Here is a 21,853-nt window from a genome sequence, read left to right as displayed (position 1 = left end):
AAGCTGATCGTCGACGTCGAGACCAAGCAGGCGATGCGTCCGCGTGACGCCATGGCCTCCGCCGGTAAGACGCTGGTCGAGCTGTTCGGTCTCGCCCGCGAGCTGAACATCGACGCCGAGGGCATCGAGATGGGCGCGTCGCCCGTCGACGAGGCGCTCGCCGCCGACCTGATCCTGCCGATCGAGGAGCTCGACCTCACCGTCCGCTCGTACAACTGCCTGAAGCGCGAGGGAGTCCACTCCGTGGGCGAGCTCGTGGGCCGTTCCGAGGCCGACCTGCTCGACATCCGCAACTTCGGTTCGAAGTCGATCGACGAGGTCAAGGCGAAGCTGGCCGGCATGGGCCTGGGCCTGAAGGACAGCCCGCCCGGATTCGACCCGACCGCCGCCGCGGATGCCTTCGGCGCCGACGACGGCGCGGACGCCAGGTTCATCGAAACAGAGCAGTACTGAGCCACGCGCCGCAGCCGCATCTGCCCCTACCGCCGCCCCATGGGTCGCCGCAGTCCGAGGACTCGGCGCCATGGGGCGGTTGGGGTGCTGGGAGCGTAGCGGTCAGGGCTTCGTCAGCGTGACCTGGTCGGTCTGTGCCGACGACTCGGGGGTGGACGAGGCGACCACGTCGGAGTGGCGGGCGCCGCGGTCCATGAGGCCTCCCGCGAAGGCCAGGCCGAGGCCGGCGACGGCGAGTGCCGCGCCCACCAGGGCGGGGGAGGTCCAGCCCCAGCCCGCCGAGATGGCCTGGCCGCCGAGCCAGGCGCCGCCCGCGTTGGCGAGGTTGAAGGCGGAGTGGTTGGAGGCCGCCGCCATGGTCGGCGCCGCGTCCGCCTTGGCCATCAGCAGCATCTGCACGGGCGTCGTGATGAGGGAGCCGAGCGCTCCGACGAGGGCGATGACGATCAGCGCGGGCACCGTGCTGTGGACCGCGAAGTAGAACGCCACGAGCGCCGCCGCGAGCAGGGCGAGTCCCGCGTACAGCGTGGGCCGCAGGGCGCGGTCGGTGAGCGGGCCCGCGAGCAACGTGCCGAGCGTCATGCCGACGCCGTAGAGCGCGAGGACCAAGGTCGTCGAGGAGTCGGAGATGCCCGTGACGTTCGTCAGCATGGGCACCAGGTAGCTGTAGACGGCGAAGAATCCGCCGAAGCCCACCACGGCCGTGGCCAGGCCGATCACGACCTGCCGGTTGCCCATCGCCCGCAGCTCGTGCCGGATCCCGGTCTGTCCGCCGCGCGGCTGGTGCGGGACGAAGAGGGCGAGCGCCGCGAGGGCGACACCACCGATGACGGCGACCGCCCAGTAGGCGGAGCGCCACCCCAGGTGCTGGCCGAGGGCCGTGCTCGCGGGGACGCCGACGATGTTCGCGACGGTGAGGCCGAGGAACATCTTCGAGACGGCGCGGGCCGCCCGGTCGGGCGTGACGAGCCGGGACGCGACGACGGCGCCCACACCGAACAGCGCGCCGTGCGGCAGACCGGCGAGGAAGCGCGCGGCGAAGAGCAGGCCGAAGTTCGGGGCGAGCGCCGACGCGACGTTGCCGATCACGAAGAGGCCGGACAGGAGCAGCAGCAGCCGCTTGTGGGGGATGCGCGCGCCGATGCCCGTCAGGACGGGGGCGCCGACGACGACACCGAGCGCGTACGCGGAGACGAGGTTGCCGGCGTGCGGCACCGACACGCCGATGCCGTCGGCGATCTGGGGCAGCAGCCCCATCGTGGCGAACTCGGTGGTGCCGATGCCGAACGCGACAACGGCCAGGGCCAGCAGGGCCAGCATGGTGCGGGGAGCCTTTCGAAGAACGGGAGGCCGGTCCCTGGGACAGAGATCGGCCGACAACCGTGCAGCAGCGGGACAGACCCGCGAATTCCGCGTTCGACCCACACGTCGCCGTGACCTCCGTCACCCGCGCCCGCGTGCCGTGTACGGGCGTGGTCGGTCTTGATCCTTGAAGGTGGCCGTACGAAGGTGGGGCGGCGGGCACGTCGGGGAGCGGCCCCGCCGTGCGCCACGGCCCAAGGAGGACCAGCGTGCGGCGCGACCACTGGATACGACAGATCCGCCGGCTCGACCCCGACACCGACTACCACGAGATCTACGGCATCAGCTCGTCGTACGAATTCCCCTGGGACACCGTGCAGGCCCTGGGGTTCGCCCTCTACCGGACGTACGCGGTGCCGAGCATCGGTCAACTCCTGAACCGCACCGGCGAGTTCACCGAACGCCCGCAGAAGCGGTACGACGACACGGTGCTCATCCTCGACGCGGTCGGCGAGCACGGTCCCGACACGGGGGAGGGGCGCGAGGCGGTGCGCCGGATGAACCGGATGCACGGCGCGTACGACATCTCCAATGACGACTACCGCTACGTCCTGTCGACCTTCGTCGTCGTGCCCAAGCGCTGGATGGACGCCTACGCGTGGCGGCCGTACTCGCGCCACGAGGTGCGCGCGGCGACCAATTACTACCGGGACCTCGGCCGGCGCATGAACATCAAGGGCATCCCGGAGACGTACGAGGAGTTCGAGCGGCTCATGGACGACTACGAGCGGCGGCACTTCGCGTACGACGCGGGCGGGCACGCGGTGTCGGAGGCGACGCTCGACCTGATGGCGTCCTGGTATCCGGGCCCGGTCGGCGCTGCCGTGCGCCGGGCCTCCGTCTGTCTGATGGACCCTCCGCTGCGTGCCGCGTTCGGCTACAAGGACCCGAAGCCGGCCACCGAACGGGTGGTGCGCGGCGGGCTCAGGATGCGCGGCCGGCTCGTCGGCCTGCTCCCGGCGCGGAGCACGCCGCGGCACGGCCGGGACAGCAGCACCGTGCGCGGCTATCCGAACGGGTATCGAATCGCCGACCTCGGCACGTTCCCCGGCCGGTGACAGAAGCTGGACGCGCGTAGAGCCCCTCTTGCCAAGCCCCCACGGGAGGTCCACGATTGTCCCTTCCAAATGAGGGGCTTCCCATGGACTTTGGACTTGTCCTGCAGACCGACCCGCCGGCGTCCGCGGTCGTGGACCTGATGAAACGCGCCGAGCGCTCCGGCTTCACGTACGGGTGGACCTTCGACTCGTGTGTGCTGTGGCAGGAGCCGTTCGTCATCTACAGCCGGATCCTCGCGGAGACCGAGCGGCTGACGATCGGTCCGATGGTCACCAACCCGGGCACGCGCACCTGGGAGGTGACCGCCTCGACGTTCGCGACGCTCAACGACATGTACGGAAACCGCACCGTGTGCGGCATCGGGCGCGGCGACTCCGCGATGCGGGTCGCAGGCCGCAAGCCGAACACGCTCGCGCGGATCAGCGACGCGATGAAGGTGATCCGCGCGCTGGGACGGGGCGAGGAGGCCGACCTCGGTGGCGGCTCACTCGTCCGCTTCCCCTGGGTGCGCGAGGGCGCCGAACTCCCGGTCTGGATGGCGGCGTACGGGCCCAAGGCGCTCAAGATGGCCGGTGAGGAGGCCGACGGGTTCATCCTCCAGCTCGCCGACCCGTTCCTCACCGAGTGGATGGTGAAGGCCGTGCGGGACGCGGCGATCGCGGCGGGCCGCGACCCCTCCGCGGTGAAGATCTGCGTCGCCGCGCCCGCCTACGTCACGGCCGACGACTCGCCGGAGGCGCTCGCCCACGCGCGCGAGCAGTGCCGCTGGTTCGGCGGCATGGTCGGCAACCACGTGGCCGACCTGGTGGAAAAGTACGGCGCGCACTCCGGCATGGTCCCCGACGCGCTGACGGAGTACATCAAGGCGCGCGAGGGGTACGACTACGCGCATCACGGCCGCTCGGGAAACCCGGACACGGCGTTCGTGCCCGACGAGATCGTGGACCGCTTCTGTCTGCTCGGCCCGCCCGCCGCGCACATCGAAAAGCTGCGTGAGCTAAGGGAGTTGGGCGTCGATCAGTTCGCCCTGTACGACATGCACGACGCGAAGGAGGCGGTGATCGACGCGTACGGCAGGGACGTGATCCCCGCGGTCAACGCGATCAACCAATAAGGCACGGCGCAACACCCGTACAAGGCAAGGCAGTTGACGGCACCGCACCCGCACGGCCGCTGTTCCCGTCTCCCTCCGCAGAGTCTCCCTCCGCAGAACGGACTGCCCATGACCGACACCGCCCCGAGAGCGCCGCTGCCCGCGGTGGAGCTCGCCGCCGACGCCTATCCGGCCGACAGCCGCTACGCAAATGAGGACCTGCGCCCCGTCCCGCTCGCCGACCGCCGCTGGACCACGTACAACTTCGTGGCCCTGTGGATCGGGATGGCGCACTGCATCCCGTCGTGGACGCTCGCGTCTGGGCTCGTCGCCCTGGGCATGGACTGGAAACAGGCGGTCCTCACGATCGCCCTCGCGAACGTCATCGTCCTGCTCCCCATGCTGCTGACCGGGCACGCGGGACCCAAGTACGGCATTCCCTTCCCGGTCCTGGCGCGGGCCGGCTTCGGTGTCCGCGGCGCCAATCTGCCCGCGCTGGTGCGGGCGGCGGTGGCCTGCTGCTGGTTCGGCATCCAGACGTGGATCGGCGGCCAGGGCATCTTCGTCCTCCTCGGGAAGATCTTCGGAGGGTGGACGGGAGCGGCCGAGGTCGGCGGCTATCCGTGGACCCTGTGGCTCTGCTTCTTCCTCTTCTGGATCCTCGAACTCGCCATCATCTACCGGGGGATGGAGACGCTGCGCCGCTTCGAGAACTGGGCGGCGCCCTTCGTGCTCGTCGGCGCGGTGGTGCTGCTGGTGTGGATCGCGAACAAGGCGGGCGGCTTCGGCCCGCTGCTGGACGAGCCGTCGAAGGTCGGCTGGGGCCCGGACTTCTGGAAGATCTTCTTCCCCGGCCTGATGGGCATGATCGGCTTCTGGTCCACACTGTCGTTGAACATCCCGGACTTCACGCGCTTCGGGAAGGGGCAGCGGGCGCAGGTCTGGGGCCAGACGTTGGGCCTGCCGACGACCATGACCCTGTTCGCGCTGATGTCGGTCCTGGTGACGGCGGGCTCCGAACAGGTCTACGGGGCGCCCATCTGGGACCCGGTGGCGCTGGCCGCCAAGACGGACAGCGTGTTCGGCCTGCTCTTCGCGCTGATCACGGTCTTCGTGGCGACGATCTCGGTGAATGTCGCGGCCAACGTGGTCTCACCCGCGTACGACCTGGCGAACCTGGCGCCGAAGCTCATCAGCTTCCGGACGGGCGCGATCATCACGGGTGTGGTGGGCGTCCTGGTCATGCCATGGAAGCTGACGTCGACACCCGAGCTGTACATCTTCACGTGGCTCGGCGTGGTCGGGGGGCTGCTCGGCACCGTCGCGGGCATCCTCATCGCCGACTACTGGATCGTGCGGCGGACGGTGCTGCACCTCGCCGATCTGTATGTGCGGGACGGGCGTTACTGGTACCGCGGCGGCTGGAACTGGCGCGCCGTCCTCGCCTTCGCGGTCGGCGGCGTGCTGGCCGTCGGGGGCTCGTACTCGACGCTGAACGCGAAGGGCGAGAAGGCGGGTCCGTTCCCCGTGGACGGGCTGATCCCCTTCCTCAAACCGCTGGCCGACTACGGCTGGGCGGTGGGCCTCGCGGCGTCGCTCGTGCTCTACGTGGTGCTGATGGTGGGGCAGCGGAGGGACTGACTCGGATTCTGTGACCTCCGACTCATTGACGGACCCGCACTTCATCGGGTTTGGTATACCAAATCGGTAGTGCGGGTCCGACGTGTGTGCGGCTCACCAAGTGCCCAAATCGGGCGGCTAGTTCATCTGTGAGGAAACGGTGTTTTCTTCGCGTACGCCTATTGATTACCGCAAAACCGAGCCGTAGCGTCTTCCCGCCAAGAGGAAACGAGATTCCTCATCGCGGAAATTGTGGACCTCCAGGAGCGCGTCATGGCTGCCGTGCACGAACAGACCCCCACCGCCGGTGTCGAAGGACCCGCCCGCACGAGTCCGGGTCTCTACAGTCCCGATCTGGCCCCCACCAAGAAGGAGGGGCGCCGCTGGGGCGCGTACAACGTCTTCACGCTGTGGGGCAACGACGTGCACAGCCTGGGCAACTACGCCTTCGCCGTGGGCCTGTTCGCGCTCGGGCTCAGCGTCTGGCAGATCCTGATCGCCTTCGCGGTCGCCTCCGCCTTGCTCTTCGGACTCCTCACGCTCTCCGGCTACATGGGCCAGAAGACCGGCGTGCCGTTCCCCGTGATGAGCCGGATCGCCTTCGGCACCCGCGGGGCGCAGATCCCCGCCGCCGTGCGCGGGGCCGTCGCCATCGCCTGGTTCGGCATCCAGACGTATCTCGCCGCCGTCGTGCTCGGCGCCGTGGTCAAGAAGCTGGCGCCCGGCGCCGCCTCGCTCGACCACAACTCGATCCTGGGCCTGTCCACCCTCGGCTGGATCACCTTCCTGGCCCTCTGGGTCGTCCAGGTCGTCATCGTCAGCTACGGCATGGAACTCATCCGCAAGTACATGGCCTTCGCAGCGCCCACCATCCTCATCACGATGTGCGCGCTCGCCGCCTGGATCTTCGTCAAGGCGGACATGTCCATCGCGGTCTCCACCGGCTCCGCGCCCACCGGGCTCGACGCCTGGCGGCAGATCCTCGAGTCCGCCGCGCTGTGGGTCGTCATCTACGGCACCTTCGTCCTGAACTTCTGCGACTTCACCCGCTCCGCGAAGAGCCGCCGCGCCATCGTCGCGGGCAACCTGGTCGGCATCCCGCTCAACATGCTCTTCTTCGCCGGCATCGTCGTCGTGCTCTCCGGCGGCCAGTTCAAGATCAACGGTGCGGTCATCTCCGGCCCCGAGGACATCGTCGCGACCATCCCGAGCACGCCGCTGATGGTGCTCGCCTCCTTGGCCTTCATCGTCCTGACCATCGCGGTGAACCTGCTCGCGAACTTCGTCGCGCCCGTCTACACGCTGGTCAACCTGTTCCCGCGCAAGCTGAACTTCCGCAAGGCCGGCATCGTCAGCGCCGTCATCGGGCTCGTCATCCTGCCCTGGAACCTCTACAACAGCCCGACCGTCGTGAACTACTTCCTCGGCGGGCTCGGCGCCCTGCTCGGCCCCGCCTTCGGTGTCGTCATGGCCGACTACTGGCTCGTCCGCAAAACGCGGGTCAACGTCCCCGACCTCTACACCGACGCCGCCGACGGCGACTACCACTACCGGTCCGGGTTCCACCTGCGGGCCGTCGGCGCGTTCGGCCCGTCCGCCGCCGTCGCGGTCGTGATCGCCCTCGTCCCCGCGTTCAAGTCGCTCTCCGGATTCTCCTGGTTCATCGGCGCCGGACTCGCCGCGCTGCTCTACGTCGTCCTCGCGGACCGCAGCCGCACCGCGAACGACGTGGACGGCGAGGAGATCGCGGTGCCCGCCGCCTGACCCACCACCCGCACCACCAGCACCACGCGTACGAACTCAAGAAAGCTGTGACCCCGCCATGCGCATTCTCGTCTGCAACGTCAACACCACCGAGGACATGACAGAGAGCATCGGTGCGCAGGCCAGGGCCGTGGCCTCGCCGGGCACCGAGATCGTGCCGCTCACCCCGGCGTTCGGCCCCGACTCCTGCGAGGGCAACTACGAGAGCTACCTGGCCGCGATCGCCGTCATGGAGACGGTCCGCGCCCACCCGGAGCCCTTCGACGCCGTCGTGCAGGCGGGCTACGGCGAGCACGGCCGCGAGGGCCTCCAGGAACTCCTCGACGTGCCGGTCGTCGACATCACGGAGGCCGCGGCCAGTACGGCGATGTACCTCGGCCACAAGTACTCCGTGGTCACCACGCTCGACCGGGCCGTGCCGCTCATCGAGGACCGGCTCAAGCTGGCCGGGCTCACCGACCGCCTCGCCTCGGTGCGCGCCAGCGGGCTCGCCGTGCTCGACCTCGAACGGGATCCGGACGCCGCGGTCAAGGCCATCGTCGAGCAGTCCGCGCGGGCCGTGGAGGACGACCGGGCCGAGGTGATCTGCCTGGGGTGCGGCGGCATGGCGGGCCTCGCGGACGAGGTCGGGGCGCGTACCGGTGTGCCCGTCGTCGACGGTGTCGCGGCGGCCGTGACCGTGGCCGAGTCGCTCGTACGGATGGGCCTGAGCACGTCGAAGGTGCGTACGTACGCGCCGCCGCGCCCGAAGCGGTTCAAGAACTGGCCGCCGAACCAGGGCCGACCGAGCCAGGGCTGAGTCAGGAGTCCTTGCCGGAGGAGTCTTTGTCCGAGCCGAGGGAGGCCGCCGCTTCCCCGGCGGCCTTGCGGGCGCCCTTGATCACGGTGTCGTTCGACGGCGCGCCCTTCGACTCGAAGTCGCTGCCGTTGTAGGTGACGGTCAGCAGCATGTTCCCCGCGCGGACCGTCACGACGGACTCACGGGTGTCCTGCTTGTCCTTCGTCGTGAGCGAGCTCGTCACGCGCGCCTCGTCCCCGAGGCCCTTGAGCGGGCTGGTCCGCTTCTCGCCCTCCCCGGACGCGAACGCCTTCTTCGCCAGGTCGTCGGAGTCCTTCACCTCGAAGGAGACATCGAGCCAGCGGTAGTCGTACCCCTTCAGGGCGCTCCACGAGCAGCCGCGGCGGATCGACTCGTCGGTGGCCGACAGCTCCTTGCCCGCCGTCTTGGCGTCGGGCACGAGGGACGTGACCGTCGACTTGGGCAGCGACTCGCAAGGGGCCGGCGGCTTGGCGAAGGTCTTCGAGGCCACGGTCTTGCCGGGCCCGTCGGGCGAGGAGGACGACTGCGGCGCCGACTCCGAGCCCTTGCTCGCGGACTGCTCGGCCATGGGCCCGGAATAGGCCCAGCCCGCGCAGGCGAGCACGGCGACGGGCAGCAGGCGTGCGGTCAGGGTGACCGGGAGCGGGAGAGAACCCACGGCGTACGTCCCTTACGTCAGGGCGGGCGGGGGACGCCAGTCTCACATGAGTTGCTGTGTGCGGATACCGCCACTTCCGTCACCGCGACATCACACTGGGGCGTCGGGGGTGGTGGGTCCGTCGGATCGCCGGGGCGGACCGGTAGGATCCGCTCACGTTGTTGGAGGCCGCGAACACTGGGTTCGCCGAGGTGGTTGGGGGTCTGTGTGGTTGCTGGTCGTGTGGTGCGCTTCGACGGAGCGCGTGGTTATGGATTCATCGCGCCGGACGACGGCGGCGAGGACGTCTTCCTGCATGTGAACGATCTCCTGATCCCCGAGTCGTACATCCGCACGGGCCTCAAGGTCTCCTTCGACATCGAGGACGGCGACCGCGGGCCCAAGGCCTCTTCGGTGCAGCTCGCGGAGGGGGCCTCGGCTCCCGCGCCCGGCCGGCACGCGGCCGAGGGCGACGACGTGCTCTGCGACGTGCTGCGGGTCGACGAGTTCACGAACGAGGTCACAGAGCTGCTGCTGCGCTCGGCACCGACCCTGACGGGTGAACAGATCCTGGCCATCCGCCGGGAGTTGGTGCAGAGCGGCCGTAAGCACGGCTGGGTGGACAGCTGATCGGCCCGCCGCTCACCACGGGGTGTCCTCCGACACCTCGGCGGTGAGCACCGCCACCCCGGCGTCGACCAGATCGGCCGCGAGCAGGCGTTGGTCGCCGGGGTCGGCCCCGGCCTCCAGCAAGCGCTCCCGCTGCGCGAGCGTGTGCAGCAGCAGCCCGATGAAGAAGTCCCACCTGTTCTCCCTTACTCGGTCCGGGAGTTCGGGCATGCAGTGCGTGATCCGGGAGTGCAGGCGCAGCAGGCCGCGCGTCCACGGGTGCGCCCTGAGGTCGTTCGGAGCGATGCCCTCCACGTACATGGCGTTGACGACGAACCGCAGGAACCGGCTGGGCCGCCCGGGATCCTCCAGGCGCTCGACCATCGGGCGCACCAACACCCCGGTAAGTGCCCGGAGTTCCTTGCCGCGGCCCTGTGCGTCGATCGCCTCCAGTAGCTCCAGCTGGCGTGCCGTGGTGACGGTGAGCCGGTCCTCGTAGATCGCGTCGATCAGGCCCCGCTTCGTGCCGAAGTGGTAGGCGACCGCGGATGTGTTGCGCTGGCCGGCCGTCGCGGCGATCTCCCGAAGTGACGTGGCGTGGATGCCCTGTTCGGCGAAGAGGTGCTCTGCCACGTCGATGAGGCGGCGTCGTGTTCCGCTCGTGGTGCCCATGGCGGAGAGTGTCGGTTGTCTTGCTTGTTTAACGCAAGCGCGTTAAGACGTCAGCGTGACCGACACGTCCCGACTTGAAGGCCGCAGCACCGCCGCGTACGTCCTGCGGCTGGTCCCGCTGATCCTGCTCACCGAGGTCGTCGCGCTCGAACTCGCCCTGGTCTACCCGGCGTTGCAGCACATGGCGGCCGGGTTCCGTACCCCCTCGATCGGCTGGACGCTCACCGTCGTGAGCCTCGTCGGGGTGGTGGCGCAGCCGCTGCTCGGCAAGGTCGCCGACGGGCACGGCAAGAAGCGGGTGATCGTGCTCGCGGCCGTCGCCTTCGCATTCGGCTCGCTGGTGTGCGCCGTCGCTCCGAACTTCCCCGTGTTCCTCGCGGGGCGGGCCGTGCAGGGCGTCGCCATGGTGATCGCCCCGGCCGCGTACGGGCTGATCCGCGATGTGTTCCCGGTGCGCCTCGTGCCGGTGGCGATGGGCGCGATCACCACCGGCATCGGGCTCAGCGTCATCGTGGGACCCGTCGTCGGCGGGGTGCTCACGCAGGTCTTCGGCTTCCGGGCGATCTTCTGGTTCTGCCTGCTGTACGCGGTGGTGCTCACGCCGCTCGTCGTCGCCACGTTCCCGGAGTCGGGGGTGCGGCTCCGGCGGCGCGTGGATGTGGCCGGGGGGCTGCTCTTCGGCTGCGGCGCCGCGGGAGTGCTGCTCGCGGTGGGGCAGGGCAGTCGATGGGGGTGGGGCTCGGCGCGGCTGATCGCGGTGGCCGCCGGAGCGTGCGTGCTGCTCGCCCTGTTCGTGGTGTGCGAGCTGCGCGCCGCGCATCCGCTGATCGACCTGCGGCTGCTCGCGGGCCCCGGTCTGCGCTGGACGCTGCTCGCCGCGTTCGGTGGTTCCGTGGCGATCGGCGGGCAGGCGCTCACGCTGCCGCAGCTCGTGCAGACGCCGAAGGGCACCGGTTTCGGGCTCGGCATGGCGCCGCTCGGTGTCGCCATCTTCCTTGTCCCGCAAGGGTTGTTGAGCGCGGCGGGTGGCCCGCTCGGCGGCCTGCTCGCGCGGCGGCACGCGCCACGCACCGGCCTGGTGCTCGCGCTCGGCTGCCTCGTCACGAGTGCGGCGCTCCTGGCGGCGCTGCACACGCAGGTGTGGCACCTACTGCTCGCGGCGCTGTTCGCGGGCGTCGGCTTCGGCTTCTTCTTCGTGTCCGTGTCGAACCTCGTCGTCGAGGCCGTGCCCGCGACACACACCGGTGTCGGCGCCGGAATGATGGGCGTCGCCAACAACCTCGGCAACGCCACGGGCGTCACGGTGCTCGGCGCCGTACTCGCCCAGCACGTCCTCGAAGGACCGGCGGCCGGCGACAAGATCCTCTACGCCGAGCCGGGCTACGTGTCCGCGTTCCTGGTGGCGGTCGGCTTCGCCGCCGCGGCCCTGCTCGTCGCCGCCTTCATGCGGCACGGGCGGACCCCGGCGACCGGCGGCGTGGGAGCCGCGCTCCCGAAATCCCAACTCCCCAACGGAGAAGGTCGGTTGACATGACTCAAGGCCCGAAAGGCAAGCGTCCCAACATCCTGCTCGTGGTCTCCGACCAGGAGCGCCAGCGCGACTGGCTCCCCGCCACGGTCGAACTTCCCTGGCGTGAGCGGCTGTTGGCCGAAGGCATGGAGTTCACCAACTATTGGACGCACTCCTCGCCCTGCTCACCCTCCCGGGCCACGATGATGACGGGCCAGTACGTCACCCAGCACCAGGTCGCCGAGAACGTCATCTTCCCCTGGCAGCCCGAGCTCGACCCCGCCGTCACCACCATCGGCGGCGCGCTGCGGGGGGCCGGGTACCGGTCCTCGTACATCGGCAAATGGCACCTGTCCCGCTCGGCGCGGCCCGACATGGAGGCGTACGGCTACGGGGACTGGGACGGCAACGACCACCACTTCATGGGCCTCGCGGGCACCGGAGTGCACTTCGACCCGGTCATCGCGAACAACGCGGCGCACTGGCTGCGCCGGAACGCGGACGCGCCCGAGCCCTGGTTCCTCACCGTCGCGCTCGTCAACCCGCACGACGTGATGTGGTACCCGATCGACCAGCCCGAATACCAGCGCGCGCACCCCCGGACGATGGAGTTCATCCGCCAGTTCCTCGACGGCGACTGGGGCGGCGGGCAGGCGATCCCGCCCTACGAGCGGCCGTACGACGAGGTGTTCAGCGAACTGCCCGGCAACTTCGACGACGATCTGCACACCAAGCCCGACACCCAGCGGCAGTGGCGCCACGACCAGCAGCACAGTCTCTACGGCCGCATCGACCCGGCCGACAAGGGTGCGTGGCTGCGCCAGCTCGACTACTACGCCCAACTGCACCGCCTCGCCGACGAATCCCTGGGAACGGTCCTCGGCGCCCTGGAGGAGTCCGGTGGCTGGGACGATACGGTCGTCGTCTTCACGTCCGACCACGGCGACATGTGCGGCGGCCACGGCCTGCGCTCCAAGGGGCCCTTCGTCTACGACGAGATCATGCGCGTGCCCTGCTACGTGAAGGCGCCGGGGACGACCCGCCCCGGCACGGTCAGCGACTCCCTCGCCTCGCACGTCGACCTCGCCTCGACGATCTGCGCGCTCGCGGGGGTGCCCGCGCCCGACTCGTTCCGCGGAGTGGACCTCACGCCCGTGCTGCGGGACCCGCGGGCGTCGGTGCGCGACTACGTGCTGTTCGCGCACGAGGCCACGCACACCCGCCGGATCCAGGCGACGCGGTACGCGGTGCGCGGCATGTTCGACGGCCGGTTCAAGTACGCCCGCTACTTCGGCGTCGGCGGCGGGCTCCCCGCCGACCTGGGCGAGCAGCCGGAGCCCTCGACGATGCTCTACGGCCCGGACGCCGACTTCGACGACAACGACCACGAGCTGTACGACCTCCAGGAGGATCCGGGCGAGTTGGTGAATCTCGCCATGGACCGGGCGCGCCGGGTGGAGCTCAGGGAGCGGTTCGGGAAGCTGCGTGCGGTGGAGGGGGAGGAGTTCGCTCCGCTGGACTGACGTGAGCTGAGCTGCGGAGCTGTGGGCAGTCTGTGGGTCCGCGCCCTATTTGCCGCTCGTGTTTATCCAATCTTCACCAAGGGTTGTCCGGATCCCGGACAACCCTCTTGTGTGCGGACTGTATGCGAAATACGTTCTTCCGTATTCGTATTCCTTTGATCGCTCCCCCTCTTCACCCCTCATTCCTGGCGGAGGTATGCCCTCGTGCGCCGAACAGCGGTTGCCCTGACGGCAGTTGTCCTGGCGATGTCCACCCTGGCGGGCTGCGGCTCCCTGCAGTCATCGGCCACGGAGGTGGGCGGGCAGCGGATGTCCGACAACCGTCCGGTCCGTGACGGCGGAACGCTGACCGTGGCCCTCAACGCGGACCCCGACAAGCTCGACCCGACGCTCGCCCAGACCCTCGTGGGCCGCACCGTCTTCGCGGGCATGTGCGAGAAGCTCTACGACGTCGACGAACAGGGCAAGGTCGTGCCGCAACTCGCGACCAAACTGCCCGAGGTCTCCAAGGACGGCCGCACGGTCACCTTCGACGTACGCAAGGACGCGAAGTTCAGCGACGGCACGAAGCTGAACGCGGACGCCGTCGTCACCTCCCTGCTGCGCCACCGCGACCTGGCCGGCTCCGCCCGCGCCACCGAGCTGACCCCGCTCAAGTCGGCGAAGGCCACGGGCCCGTACGGCGTCGAGCTCACCCTGAAGCAGCCGTACGTGCCGCTGACCGCGGTGCTCGCCGACCGCTCCGGCATGGTGATGTCGCCGACCGCGCTGAAGAAGTACGGCAAGAGCTTCACCAACCACCCGTCCTGCGTGGGCCCTTACCGCTTCGTCGAGCGCGTCGGAGGCGACCGCATCGTGGTCGCCAAGGACCCGAACTACTACGACGCCAAGAACGTCCACCTGGACAAGGTGATCTACAAGCCGATCCCCGACGGCAGCGTCCGCCTCGCCAACCTGCGCTCCGGCGACGTCCAGATCGGCGACCAGATGGTCCCCGTCGACGTGAAGAGCGCGCTCACCGACAACAAGCTGCGGCTCTACAACTCGCCCTCGCTGGGCTACCAGGGCATCGGCATCAACGTCGGCAACGTCAAGGGCCTCGGCCAGGCGCCCGGCAAGGTCGACACCGCGATGGCGAAGGACGTCCGCGTCCGCGAGGCCTTCGAGCTGGCCATCGACCGCGACCTCATCAACAAGGTCGCGTTCCAGGGCATGTACGAGCCCGCCTGCGGCCCGATGTCCCCGGCGTCAGCGATCGCGCCCGGTGTGAAGTCCTCCCAGTGCCCGAAGCGCGATGTCCCCAAGGCCAAGCGGCTGTTGAAGGCGGCGGGCGTCAAGGGCGCCGTGCACGTGGAGCTGAAGATCCCCACGACGCCCGAGTGGAGCCGCATCGGCCAGGTCATCCAGGCCATGGTCAAGGACGCCGGATTCGCCCTGACGCTGCGCCCCACCGAGTACGCCACCATGCTCGAGGAGACCGACAACGGCCAGTACCAGGCCTTCCAGAGCGGCTGGTCGGGACGGCTCGACCCGGACGGCAACATCGCGAGCTTCCTCCAGACCAAGGGCGCGATGAACGCCTACGGCCTCGGCAAGCCCGAGATCGACGAGCTGATCAAGCGCGGCCGCACCGAGTCCGACCCCGCCGAACGCGACAAGATCTACGCCGAGTTGATCCGCAAGGTGAACGCCGAGCACACCCTGATCTACCTCTACCGCCAGAAGAACTACGTCGTCACCGGAAAGGACGTCGCGGGCCTGCGCGTCTACGGAGACGGCCTCGTCCGAGTCAAGGATGCGGGGTACGTCAAGTGACGACCGCTCAAGTCGCTGTCAAGAAAGCTCCGTTGAAGAAGTCCGGGCTGCTCTCCGGGCACCCGATGGCGGGGTACGTCCTCACCCGCATCCGGCAGTCCGTCATCACGATGTTCCTCGTGTCGATCGTCGTGTTCGCCGGCATCCGTGCGCTGCCCGGTGACCCGGCGCTCGCGCTCGCCGGTGAGGAGCGCAGCCCGAAGGCGCTCGCCGCGATCCGCTCCGCGTACGGGCTCGACGACAACATCGTGGTCCAGTACGGCCGGTTCATCGGGCACGCGCTCCAGGGCGACCTGGGCAACTCCTCGCGCACCGGGCTCCCGGTCTCCGACGCCATCGCGCAGGCGCTGCCCGTCACCCTCGAACTCGCCGCGCTGTCCCTGCTGTTGGCGATCATCCTCGGTGTCGGCGCCGGTGTCGTCGCCGCCGTGCGGCGCGGCAAGACGGCCGAGTGGATCGCGAACGCCCTTGCGCTCCTCGGGCTTTCGGTGCCGACGTTCTGGCTCGGCATCGTCCTCGTCCTCGCCTTCGCGATCGCCGTGCCGGTCTTCGCTGCCTCCGGCTTCGTCCCGTTCGGCACCGACCCGATCGACAACCTGCGCCGCATGGTGCTGCCCGCGATCGTCCTCGGCTCCGGGCTCGCCGCCGTCGTCATGCGCCAGACCCGCGCCGCGATGCTCGACTCGCTCTCCGCCGACTACGTGCGCACGGCCCGCGCCAAGGGCCTCTCGCGCCGCGAGGTGGTCGGCGGGCACGCGCTGCGCAACTCGCTCGTCACCGTCGTCACCGTGCTCGGCCTGCAACTCGGCCACCTGATCTCCGGCGCGGTCGTCACCGAGCAGATCTTCGTGCTCCCGGGCTTCGGCAAGCTCACCATCGACGCCGTCTTCACCCGTGACTACGCGACGCTGCAAGGCGTGGTGCTGTGCACGTCGTTCGCGTACATCTTCATCAACCTGCTGGTCGACGTGGCGTACTCGGTCATCGACCCGCGCATCCGGCTCGGAGGTGCCCGGTGACCACGCTGGCTCTCACAGGAATACGCACCCGGGCCGCCGGGAACGCCAAGCTGCGCGCCCTGCGCAAGAACAAGCTCGCCATGACCGGCGCCGTCATCGCCGCGATCTTCGTGCTCGCCGCGCTGTTCGCACCGCTCGTCGCCCCGTACGACCCCTCGCGCGCCAACTTCGAGGACGTGCTCGCCGCGCCGAGCTGGGCGCACTGGCTGGGCACCGACGACCTCGGGCGCGACCAGCTGTCCCGCGTCGTGTTCGGGGCCCGCGCCTCGATGCAGGTCGGCGTGCTCGCGGTCGTGCTCGCCTTCGTCGTCGGCGTCCCGCTCGGACTGCTCGCCGGGTACTACGGCAAGGTCGCCGACAGCGTCGTGTCCCGCGTCACCGACACGATGCTCGCCTTCCCGTTCCTGGTCCTGGCCGTCGGCCTCGCCGCCGTCCTCGGCCCCTCGCTCACCAACGCGACCATCGCGATCGGCATCTCGCAGATCCCGGCCGTCATCCGCATCTCCCGCGCCGAGACGCTCCGCCTCAAGCACGTGGACTACGTGGCCGCCGCCGTCGCCAACGGAGGCGGCGACGGCACCATCCTGTTCCGGCACATCCTGCCCAACGCCACGTCGGCGCTGATCGTGCAGGCCACCGTCGGCATCCCCACCGCCATCATCGGCGAGGCCCTGCTCAGCTTCCTCGGCCTCGGCGTGCAGCCGCCCGAGCCGTCCCTCGGCGTGATGCTGTCGTCCGCCCAGGCCTTCCTCGCGCCCGCGCCCTGGATGGCGGTCTTCCCCGGCCTCGCGGTCGTCGCCGCGACGCTGGCGTTCAACCTGCTCGGCGACGGCCTGCGCGACGTCCTCGACCCCCGTGGAGCGACCCGATGACCACTGAGACCCCTGAGATCTCCGACCCCGTCCTCAGCGTCCGGGACCTGTCGGTGTCCTTCCGCTCCGACACCCGCACCGTGCACGCCGTCGACCAGGTCTCCTTCGATCTGCGCGCCGGTGAAGTGCTCGCCGTGGTGGGGGAGTCGGGCTGCGGAAAGTCCGTCACCTCCATGGCCGTCATGGGCCTCCTGCCGCCCACCGCGCACATCAGCGGCTCCGTCCGGATCGGCGAGAAGGAGCTCGCGGGCGCGGACGACAAGGCGTACGGAAAGATCCGCGGCAACGACATCGCGATGATCTTCCAGGAGCCCATGACCTCCCTGAACCCGGTGCTCACCATCGGGCGGCAGATCGGCGAAGTGCTCCGCCGCCACCAGGGTCTCAACAAGAAGCAGGCACGCGTGCGTGCCGTCGAACTGCTCGACCTCGTGGGCATCCCCGCCCCTGCCGAACGCGTCGACGAGTACCCGCACCAGCTGTCCGGCGGCATGCGCCAGCGCGTCATGATCGCCATCGCGGTCGCCTGCGACCCCGCCGTCCTCATCGCCGACGAGCCGACGACCGCGCTCGACGTCACCGTGCAGGCGGGCATCCTGGAGGTGCTCCAGTCGCTGCGTGAGCGGCTCGGCACCGCCATCGTCCTCATCACGCACGACCTCGGCGTGGTGGCCGACACCGCCGACCGCGTGCTCGTCATGTACGCGGGCCGCCCCGTCGAACAGGCGCCGGTGCACGAGCTGTTCGCCGACCCCAAGCACCCGTACACGCGCGGGCTGCTCTCCGCCGTACTGCGGCCCGGCGGCGAGGGCAAGCGGCGGCTCCCCGAGATCCCCGGCCTCGTGCCGAGCCTCGACTCCCAGCCCGACGCCTGCACGTTCGCGCCGCGCTGCGCCCGCGCCGACGACACCTGTACGTCGAGCCGCCCCGGCCTCAAGGCCGTCGCCGCGGACGCCGGGGCCGACGCCCCGCACCGCGCCGCCTGCTGGCACCCGCACACCCTCCAGGAGACCGCGTCATGAGCCCTGCGACCTCTGAGAAGAGCACCACGGCCGCTGAGAAGAGCGCCACGGTGCTCGAACTCGTCGACCTGGAACGGCATTTCGCGGGCTCCGCAGGGACCGTACGCGCCGCCGATGGTGTCACCCTGACCGTCGGGCGCGGCGAGGTCGTCGGCCTCGTCGGCGAGTCCGGCAGCGGCAAGTCGACCGTCGGGCGCTGCGCCGTCCGCCTCGACGACCCCACCGGCGGCACCGTGCGCATCAACGGCACCGACGTCACCACCATGTCGAGGCGCGCCCTGCGGCCGCTGCGCAAGGACTTCCACCTGGTCTTCCAGGACCCGTCCTCCTCGCTCGACCCGCGGATGACCGTCGGCCAGATCATCGCCGAGCCGCTCAAGCTGCACGGCATCGCGAAGGGCGAGGCGGCACGCGCGCGTGCGGCCGAACTCCTCGACCAGGTGGGGCTGCGCCGCGAGCACGCCGACCGGCACCCGCACGAGCTCTCCGGAGGCCAGCGTCAGCGCATCTCCATCGCCCGCGCGCTGTCCGTCGAGCCGGACCTGTTGATCGCCGACGAGCCGACCTCCGCGCTCGACGTTTCCGTACAGGCCTCGGTCCTCAACCTCCTCGCCGACCTGCAACGGGACCGCGGCTTCGGCTGCCTGTTCATCACGCACGACCTCGCGGCCGTCGAGTACCTCGCCGACCGGATCGCCGTCATGTACCTCGGCCAGATCGTCGAACAGGCGCCAACGCGCGAGCTGTTCGCGGACCCGAAGCACCCCTACACGCAGGCGCTGCTCTCGGCGGCGCCCGTCCCGGACCCGACCACGCAGCGCAGCCGCGAACGCATCGTCCTCAGCGGCGAGTTGCCCAGCCCGCTGGCCCCGCCGGCCGGCTGCCGCTTCCACACGCGCTGCCCGCTCGCGGTCGACCGCTGCCGCACCGAGATCCCGGCCCTGCGCACGCTCGAGAGCGGCCGGGAGGTCTCCTGCCACCTCGTCGCGGACGACGGCACGGCCCCGGACGCGGCAGCGCCACCGGCCGCCCTGTCGGCAGCGTCTCGTACGATCCCCAGCACCCGCACCGCCACCAGCTAGGAGCCTTAGTTGTTCACCACCCGCCCGACCCTGCAGGGCACCTTCGGCATGGTGTCCTCCACGCACTACCTCGCCGCCCAGTCCGCGATGGCGGTCCTGGAGGACGGCGGCAACGCCTACGACGCCGCCGTTGCCGCGGGCTTCGTACTGCACGTCGTGGAGCCGCACCTGAACGGACCCGCAGGCGAGGTGCCGATCATCGTGGCGCCGACCGACGGAGACGTACAGGTGCTGTGCGGGCAGGGCGGAGCCCCGGCGGGCGCCACCGTCGCGCACTACAAGTCGCTCGGCCTGGACCTCGTCCCCGGCACCGGACCGCTCGCGGCAGCCGTCCCCGGCGCGTTCGACGCCTGGATGCTCCTCCTGAAGGACCACGGCACCAAGACCCTCGCCGAGGTCCTCAAGTACGCCATCGGGTACGCCGAGGAAGGGCACGCGCCCGTGGAGCGCGTCGGCGAGACCGTCGAGACGGTGCGCGAGCTGTTCGAGACCGAGTGGCCCTCGTCCGCCGAGGTCTACCTCGTCGACGGCAAGTCCCCCAAGCCCGGCGAACTGCTCCGCAACCCGCAGCTCGCCGCCACCTGGAAGCGCGTCATAGCCGAGTCCGAGGAGGCCGGCGGCACCGATCGCGACGCCCAGATCGAGGCCGCCCGGAAGCTGTGGCGCGAGGGCTTCATCGCCGAGGCGCTGGTCCGCCAGTCGCAGCGGCCCACGAAGGACACCAGCGGCGAGCGGCACACCGGCACGCTGGCCGCCGAGGACCTCGCGGGGTGGTCGGCGTCCTACGAGGCCCCGGCGACGTACGAGTGGAACGGCTGGACGCTGTGCAAGGCCGGCGGCTGGAGCCAGGGCCCCGCCTTCCTCCAGCAGCTCGCCCTGCTCCCGCCCGAACTGCCCGCCTACGGGTCCGCCGACTACGTCCACCTGCTCGTCGAGGGCTGCAAGCTCGCGATGGCGGACCGTGAGGCCTGGTACGGCGACGCCGATCCTTCCGGTGTCCCTCTGGACGCGCTGCTGTCGGACGAGTACAACGCCGCGCGCCGCGCCCTCGTCGACCTGGAGAAGGCCTCCCACGAGCTGCGTCCGGGCAGCCCGCTCGGCGCCGAGCCGCGCTTGAGTGCGCACGCCCACGCCGTGGCCGCCGGTGAGGAGGGCTTCGACGCCATGGGTGTCGCGGGCGCGGGCGAGCCGACCGTCGCCAAGAGCCCGACGTCCCCGGTGCCGGGCGAGCCCGACGTGAGCGAGGACGGGCTGACCCGCGGTGACACCTGCCACATCGACATCGTCGACCGCTGGGGCAACATGGTCGCCGCCACGCCCTCCGGCGGCTGGCTCCAGTCCAACCCGGTCGTTCCCGAGCTGGGCTTCCCGCTCGGCACCCGCCTCCAGATGACCTGGCTCGAGGAGGGCCTGCCGAACTCGCTCACGCCCGGCAAGCGCCCCCGCACCACGCTCACCCCGTCCCTCGCCCTGAAGGACGGCGTCCCGGTGATCGCCTTCGGCACCCCCGGCGGCGACCAGCAGGACCAGTGGCAGGTGCACTTCTTCCTCGCCGTGGCGCTGCGCGGGGCGGTGCGCGGCGGGCTCGACCTCCAGGGCGCCATCGACGCCCCGAACTGGCACAACGACTCGTTCCCCGGCTCCTTCTTCCCGCGCGGCATGCGGCCGGGATCGGTCACCGTCGAGTCCCGCATGAACGCGGAGGTCGTCGCCGAGCTGCGCCGCCGCGGCCACGACGTGACCATCGGCGACGCCTGGTCCGAGGGCCGCTTGTGCGCCGTCGCCCGGGACCCGCGCACCGGCGTCCTGTCGGCGGCGGCGAACCCGCGCGGCATGCAGGGCTACGCGGTCGGTCGCTGACCTGCGCCTTTGTCGGTGGCCCCTGGATGTCATCCAGGGGCCACCGGGCGTTCACCTGTCGTGGGGGCGTTGTCAGTGGGCTGTGTTCTCATGGAGACATGATCGAAACGAAGACGGAGAGCATCGAAGACTTTCCGACCACAGAAGAATTTTTGAACACGCACATCAACCACAAGCTCCTGACCGGCGTCGAGGACATCGTCCGCGCCGCCGCGGCCGCCGAGATCACCCCGCGCTTCCGCCGGCTCGGCGCCGACGAGATCGAGGAGAAGAGCGCGCCGCACGACCTCGTGACGGTCGCCGACAAGCGCGCCGAGGAGTACCTCACCCGCGAGCTCGCCGCCCTCCTGCCCGGCTCCGTCGTCGTCGGCGAGGAAGCGGTCGCGGCGGACCCGGCCTCCTACGAGGCGATCCAGGGCAGCGCCCCGGTGTGGATAGTCGACCCCGTCGACGGCACCCGCCAGTTCGTGCACGGCGACCCCGGCTTCTGCACCCTCGTCGCCCTCGCGCTCGACGGCGTGGTGCTCGCCTCCTGGACGTACGCGCCCGCGCTCGACGAGATGGCCGTGGCGGTCCGCGGCCGGGGCGCACGGCTCAACGGAGAGGTGCTGCACGCCGGACCCCCGGCCCCCGGCACCGACCTGCGGGTCGCGACCTCGCACCCCGACTTCACGACCGACGAGCAGAAGCGCTCTCTGCTGGGCCTGTGGACGGACGGCGTCGCGCCGCGCCCGTGCGGTTCGGCGGGCCTGGAGTACCTGGGCATCGCCCGCGGCACGGTGGACGCGATCGCGTTCGGCTGGGAGCTGGCCTGGGACCACGCGGCCGGGATGCTCCTGGTCGAGGAGGCCGGCGGGGCACACCTCACGCGCGCCGGGATCCCGTTCTCGATCCGCGGCGGAAACGCGCTGCCGTTCACCGCGGCGCGGGACGCGGAGACCGCGCGGCGGGTGACGGGATTGCTGGCGGGCCGAGCCGGGGCCTCTTGAGCCTCTTGACCAGCGCCGTGGTTGCGGACTCGGGGCTCTGCCCCGGACCCCGCGCCTCAATCGCCGGCGGGG

Annotated in this window: 19 protein-coding genes; 16 read left to right on the top strand and 3 right to left on the bottom strand. The window is 70.4% G+C overall.

From position 1 onward, the window contains the following. Positions 1-453 (top strand): DNA-directed RNA polymerase subunit alpha C-terminal domain-containing protein (locus tag ACWD2L_RS36655; protein WP_351340581.1); only part of this gene is annotated, 453 nt, incomplete at its 5' end. A gap of 102 nt (positions 454-555) precedes the next feature. Here the strand turns inward: ACWD2L_RS36655 and ACWD2L_RS36650 are convergent. Then, on the bottom strand, positions 556-1,773 hold the full coding sequence (locus ACWD2L_RS36650) for an MFS transporter (RefSeq protein WP_351340584.1): 1,218 nt from the start codon (positions 1,771-1,773) through the stop codon (positions 556-558). Between the two features lie 251 nt (positions 1,774-2,024). Between ACWD2L_RS36650 and ACWD2L_RS36645 the strand changes: the two genes are divergently transcribed. From ACWD2L_RS36645 to ACWD2L_RS36625, 5 genes are all read left to right on the top strand, one after another. Continuing rightward, positions 2,025-2,873 carry an oxygenase MpaB family protein gene (locus tag ACWD2L_RS36645; protein ID WP_351340587.1) on the top strand — a complete coding sequence of 283 codons (849 nt, stop codon included), beginning with the start codon at positions 2,025-2,027 and terminating at the stop codon, positions 2,871-2,873. An 83-nt stretch (positions 2,874-2,956) separates the two neighbouring features. Then, positions 2,957-3,988, top strand: coding sequence for a TIGR03842 family LLM class F420-dependent oxidoreductase (locus ACWD2L_RS36640; RefSeq protein ID WP_351340590.1), 1,032 nt, complete (start codon positions 2,957-2,959; stop codon positions 3,986-3,988). Positions 3,989-4,096: 108 nt separating this feature from the next. Continuing rightward, positions 4,097-5,608, top strand: coding sequence for an NCS1 family nucleobase:cation symporter-1 (locus ACWD2L_RS36635; protein ID WP_351340593.1), 1,512 nt, complete (start codon positions 4,097-4,099; stop codon positions 5,606-5,608). A gap of 252 nt (positions 5,609-5,860) precedes the next feature. After that, positions 5,861-7,351: an NCS1 family nucleobase:cation symporter-1 gene (locus ACWD2L_RS36630; RefSeq protein WP_351340596.1), complete on the top strand. Its 1,491-nt coding sequence runs from the start codon at positions 5,861-5,863 to the stop codon at positions 7,349-7,351. A gap of 58 nt (positions 7,352-7,409) precedes the next feature. Next, complete coding sequence (locus ACWD2L_RS36625) at positions 7,410-8,150, top strand: aspartate/glutamate racemase family protein (protein ID WP_351340599.1); 741 nt, start codon at positions 7,410-7,412, stop codon at positions 8,148-8,150. Between the two features lies 1 nt (position 8,151). On the opposite strand, the gene ACWD2L_RS36620 is transcribed toward ACWD2L_RS36625, so the two are convergent. Further along, positions 8,152-8,829: a hypothetical protein gene (locus ACWD2L_RS36620; protein WP_351340601.1), complete on the bottom strand. Its 678-nt coding sequence runs from the start codon at positions 8,827-8,829 to the stop codon at positions 8,152-8,154. A 207-nt stretch (positions 8,830-9,036) separates the two neighbouring features. Between ACWD2L_RS36620 and ACWD2L_RS36615 the strand changes: the two genes are divergently transcribed. After that, positions 9,037-9,438: a cold-shock protein gene (locus tag ACWD2L_RS36615; RefSeq protein ID WP_351340604.1), complete on the top strand. Its 402-nt coding sequence runs from the start codon at positions 9,037-9,039 to the stop codon at positions 9,436-9,438. A gap of 12 nt (positions 9,439-9,450) precedes the next feature. Here the strand turns inward: ACWD2L_RS36615 and ACWD2L_RS36610 are convergent, their stop codons facing one another. Then, positions 9,451-10,089, bottom strand: coding sequence for a TetR family transcriptional regulator (locus tag ACWD2L_RS36610; RefSeq protein WP_351340606.1), 639 nt, complete (start codon positions 10,087-10,089; stop codon positions 9,451-9,453). Between the two features lie 55 nt (positions 10,090-10,144). Between ACWD2L_RS36610 and ACWD2L_RS36605 the strand changes: the two genes are divergently transcribed. From ACWD2L_RS36605 to ACWD2L_RS36565, 9 genes are all read left to right on the top strand, one after another. Next, positions 10,145-11,623 carry an MFS transporter gene (locus tag ACWD2L_RS36605; protein WP_351340609.1) on the top strand — a complete coding sequence of 493 codons (1,479 nt, stop codon included), beginning with the start codon at positions 10,145-10,147 and terminating at the stop codon, positions 11,621-11,623. Then, the gene (locus tag ACWD2L_RS36600; RefSeq protein ID WP_351340612.1) at positions 11,620-13,122 is read left to right on the top strand and encodes a sulfatase-like hydrolase/transferase; all 1,503 of its coding nucleotides are present in this window, start codon (positions 11,620-11,622) and stop codon (positions 13,120-13,122) included. Before ACWD2L_RS36605 ends, ACWD2L_RS36600 begins: the two co-directional genes overlap by 4 nt. Positions 13,123-13,326: 204 nt before the next feature. Beyond that, positions 13,327-14,937 (top strand): ABC transporter substrate-binding protein, encoded by a 1,611-nt coding sequence (locus ACWD2L_RS36595; protein ID WP_351340614.1) that lies wholly within the window; start codon positions 13,327-13,329, stop codon positions 14,935-14,937. A 65-nt stretch (positions 14,938-15,002) separates the two neighbouring features. Next, positions 15,003-15,956: an ABC transporter permease gene (locus ACWD2L_RS36590; protein WP_351340659.1), complete on the top strand. Its 954-nt coding sequence runs from the start codon at positions 15,003-15,005 to the stop codon at positions 15,954-15,956. A 5-nt stretch (positions 15,957-15,961) separates the two neighbouring features. Beyond that, positions 15,962-16,828: an ABC transporter permease gene (locus ACWD2L_RS36585; protein WP_451193255.1), complete on the top strand. Its 867-nt coding sequence runs from the start codon at positions 15,962-15,964 to the stop codon at positions 16,826-16,828. Further along, a complete protein-coding gene (locus tag ACWD2L_RS36580) occupies positions 16,825-17,850 on the top strand; it encodes an ABC transporter ATP-binding protein (RefSeq protein ID WP_351340620.1) in 1,026 nt (341 codons plus the stop codon). The genes ACWD2L_RS36585 and ACWD2L_RS36580 overlap by 4 nt, the downstream gene beginning before the upstream one ends. Continuing rightward, positions 17,847-18,932 (top strand): ABC transporter ATP-binding protein, encoded by a 1,086-nt coding sequence (locus ACWD2L_RS36575; protein WP_351340623.1) that lies wholly within the window; start codon positions 17,847-17,849, stop codon positions 18,930-18,932. The genes ACWD2L_RS36580 and ACWD2L_RS36575 overlap by 4 nt, the downstream gene beginning before the upstream one ends. A gap of 9 nt (positions 18,933-18,941) precedes the next feature. Continuing rightward, the gene (locus ACWD2L_RS36570; protein WP_351340626.1) at positions 18,942-20,792 is read left to right on the top strand and encodes a gamma-glutamyltransferase family protein; all 1,851 of its coding nucleotides are present in this window, start codon (positions 18,942-18,944) and stop codon (positions 20,790-20,792) included. Between the two features lie 98 nt (positions 20,793-20,890). Beyond that, positions 20,891-21,781 carry an inositol monophosphatase family protein gene (locus ACWD2L_RS36565; RefSeq protein ID WP_351340628.1) on the top strand — a complete coding sequence of 297 codons (891 nt, stop codon included), beginning with the start codon at positions 20,891-20,893 and terminating at the stop codon, positions 21,779-21,781. Positions 21,782-21,853 lie beyond the last annotated feature (72 nt).

The organism is Streptomyces sp. NPDC002754, assembly GCF_053592315.1.
Note: the sequence above shows the minus strand (reverse complement) of the source record. Positions and strands in the feature narration are given on the sequence as shown.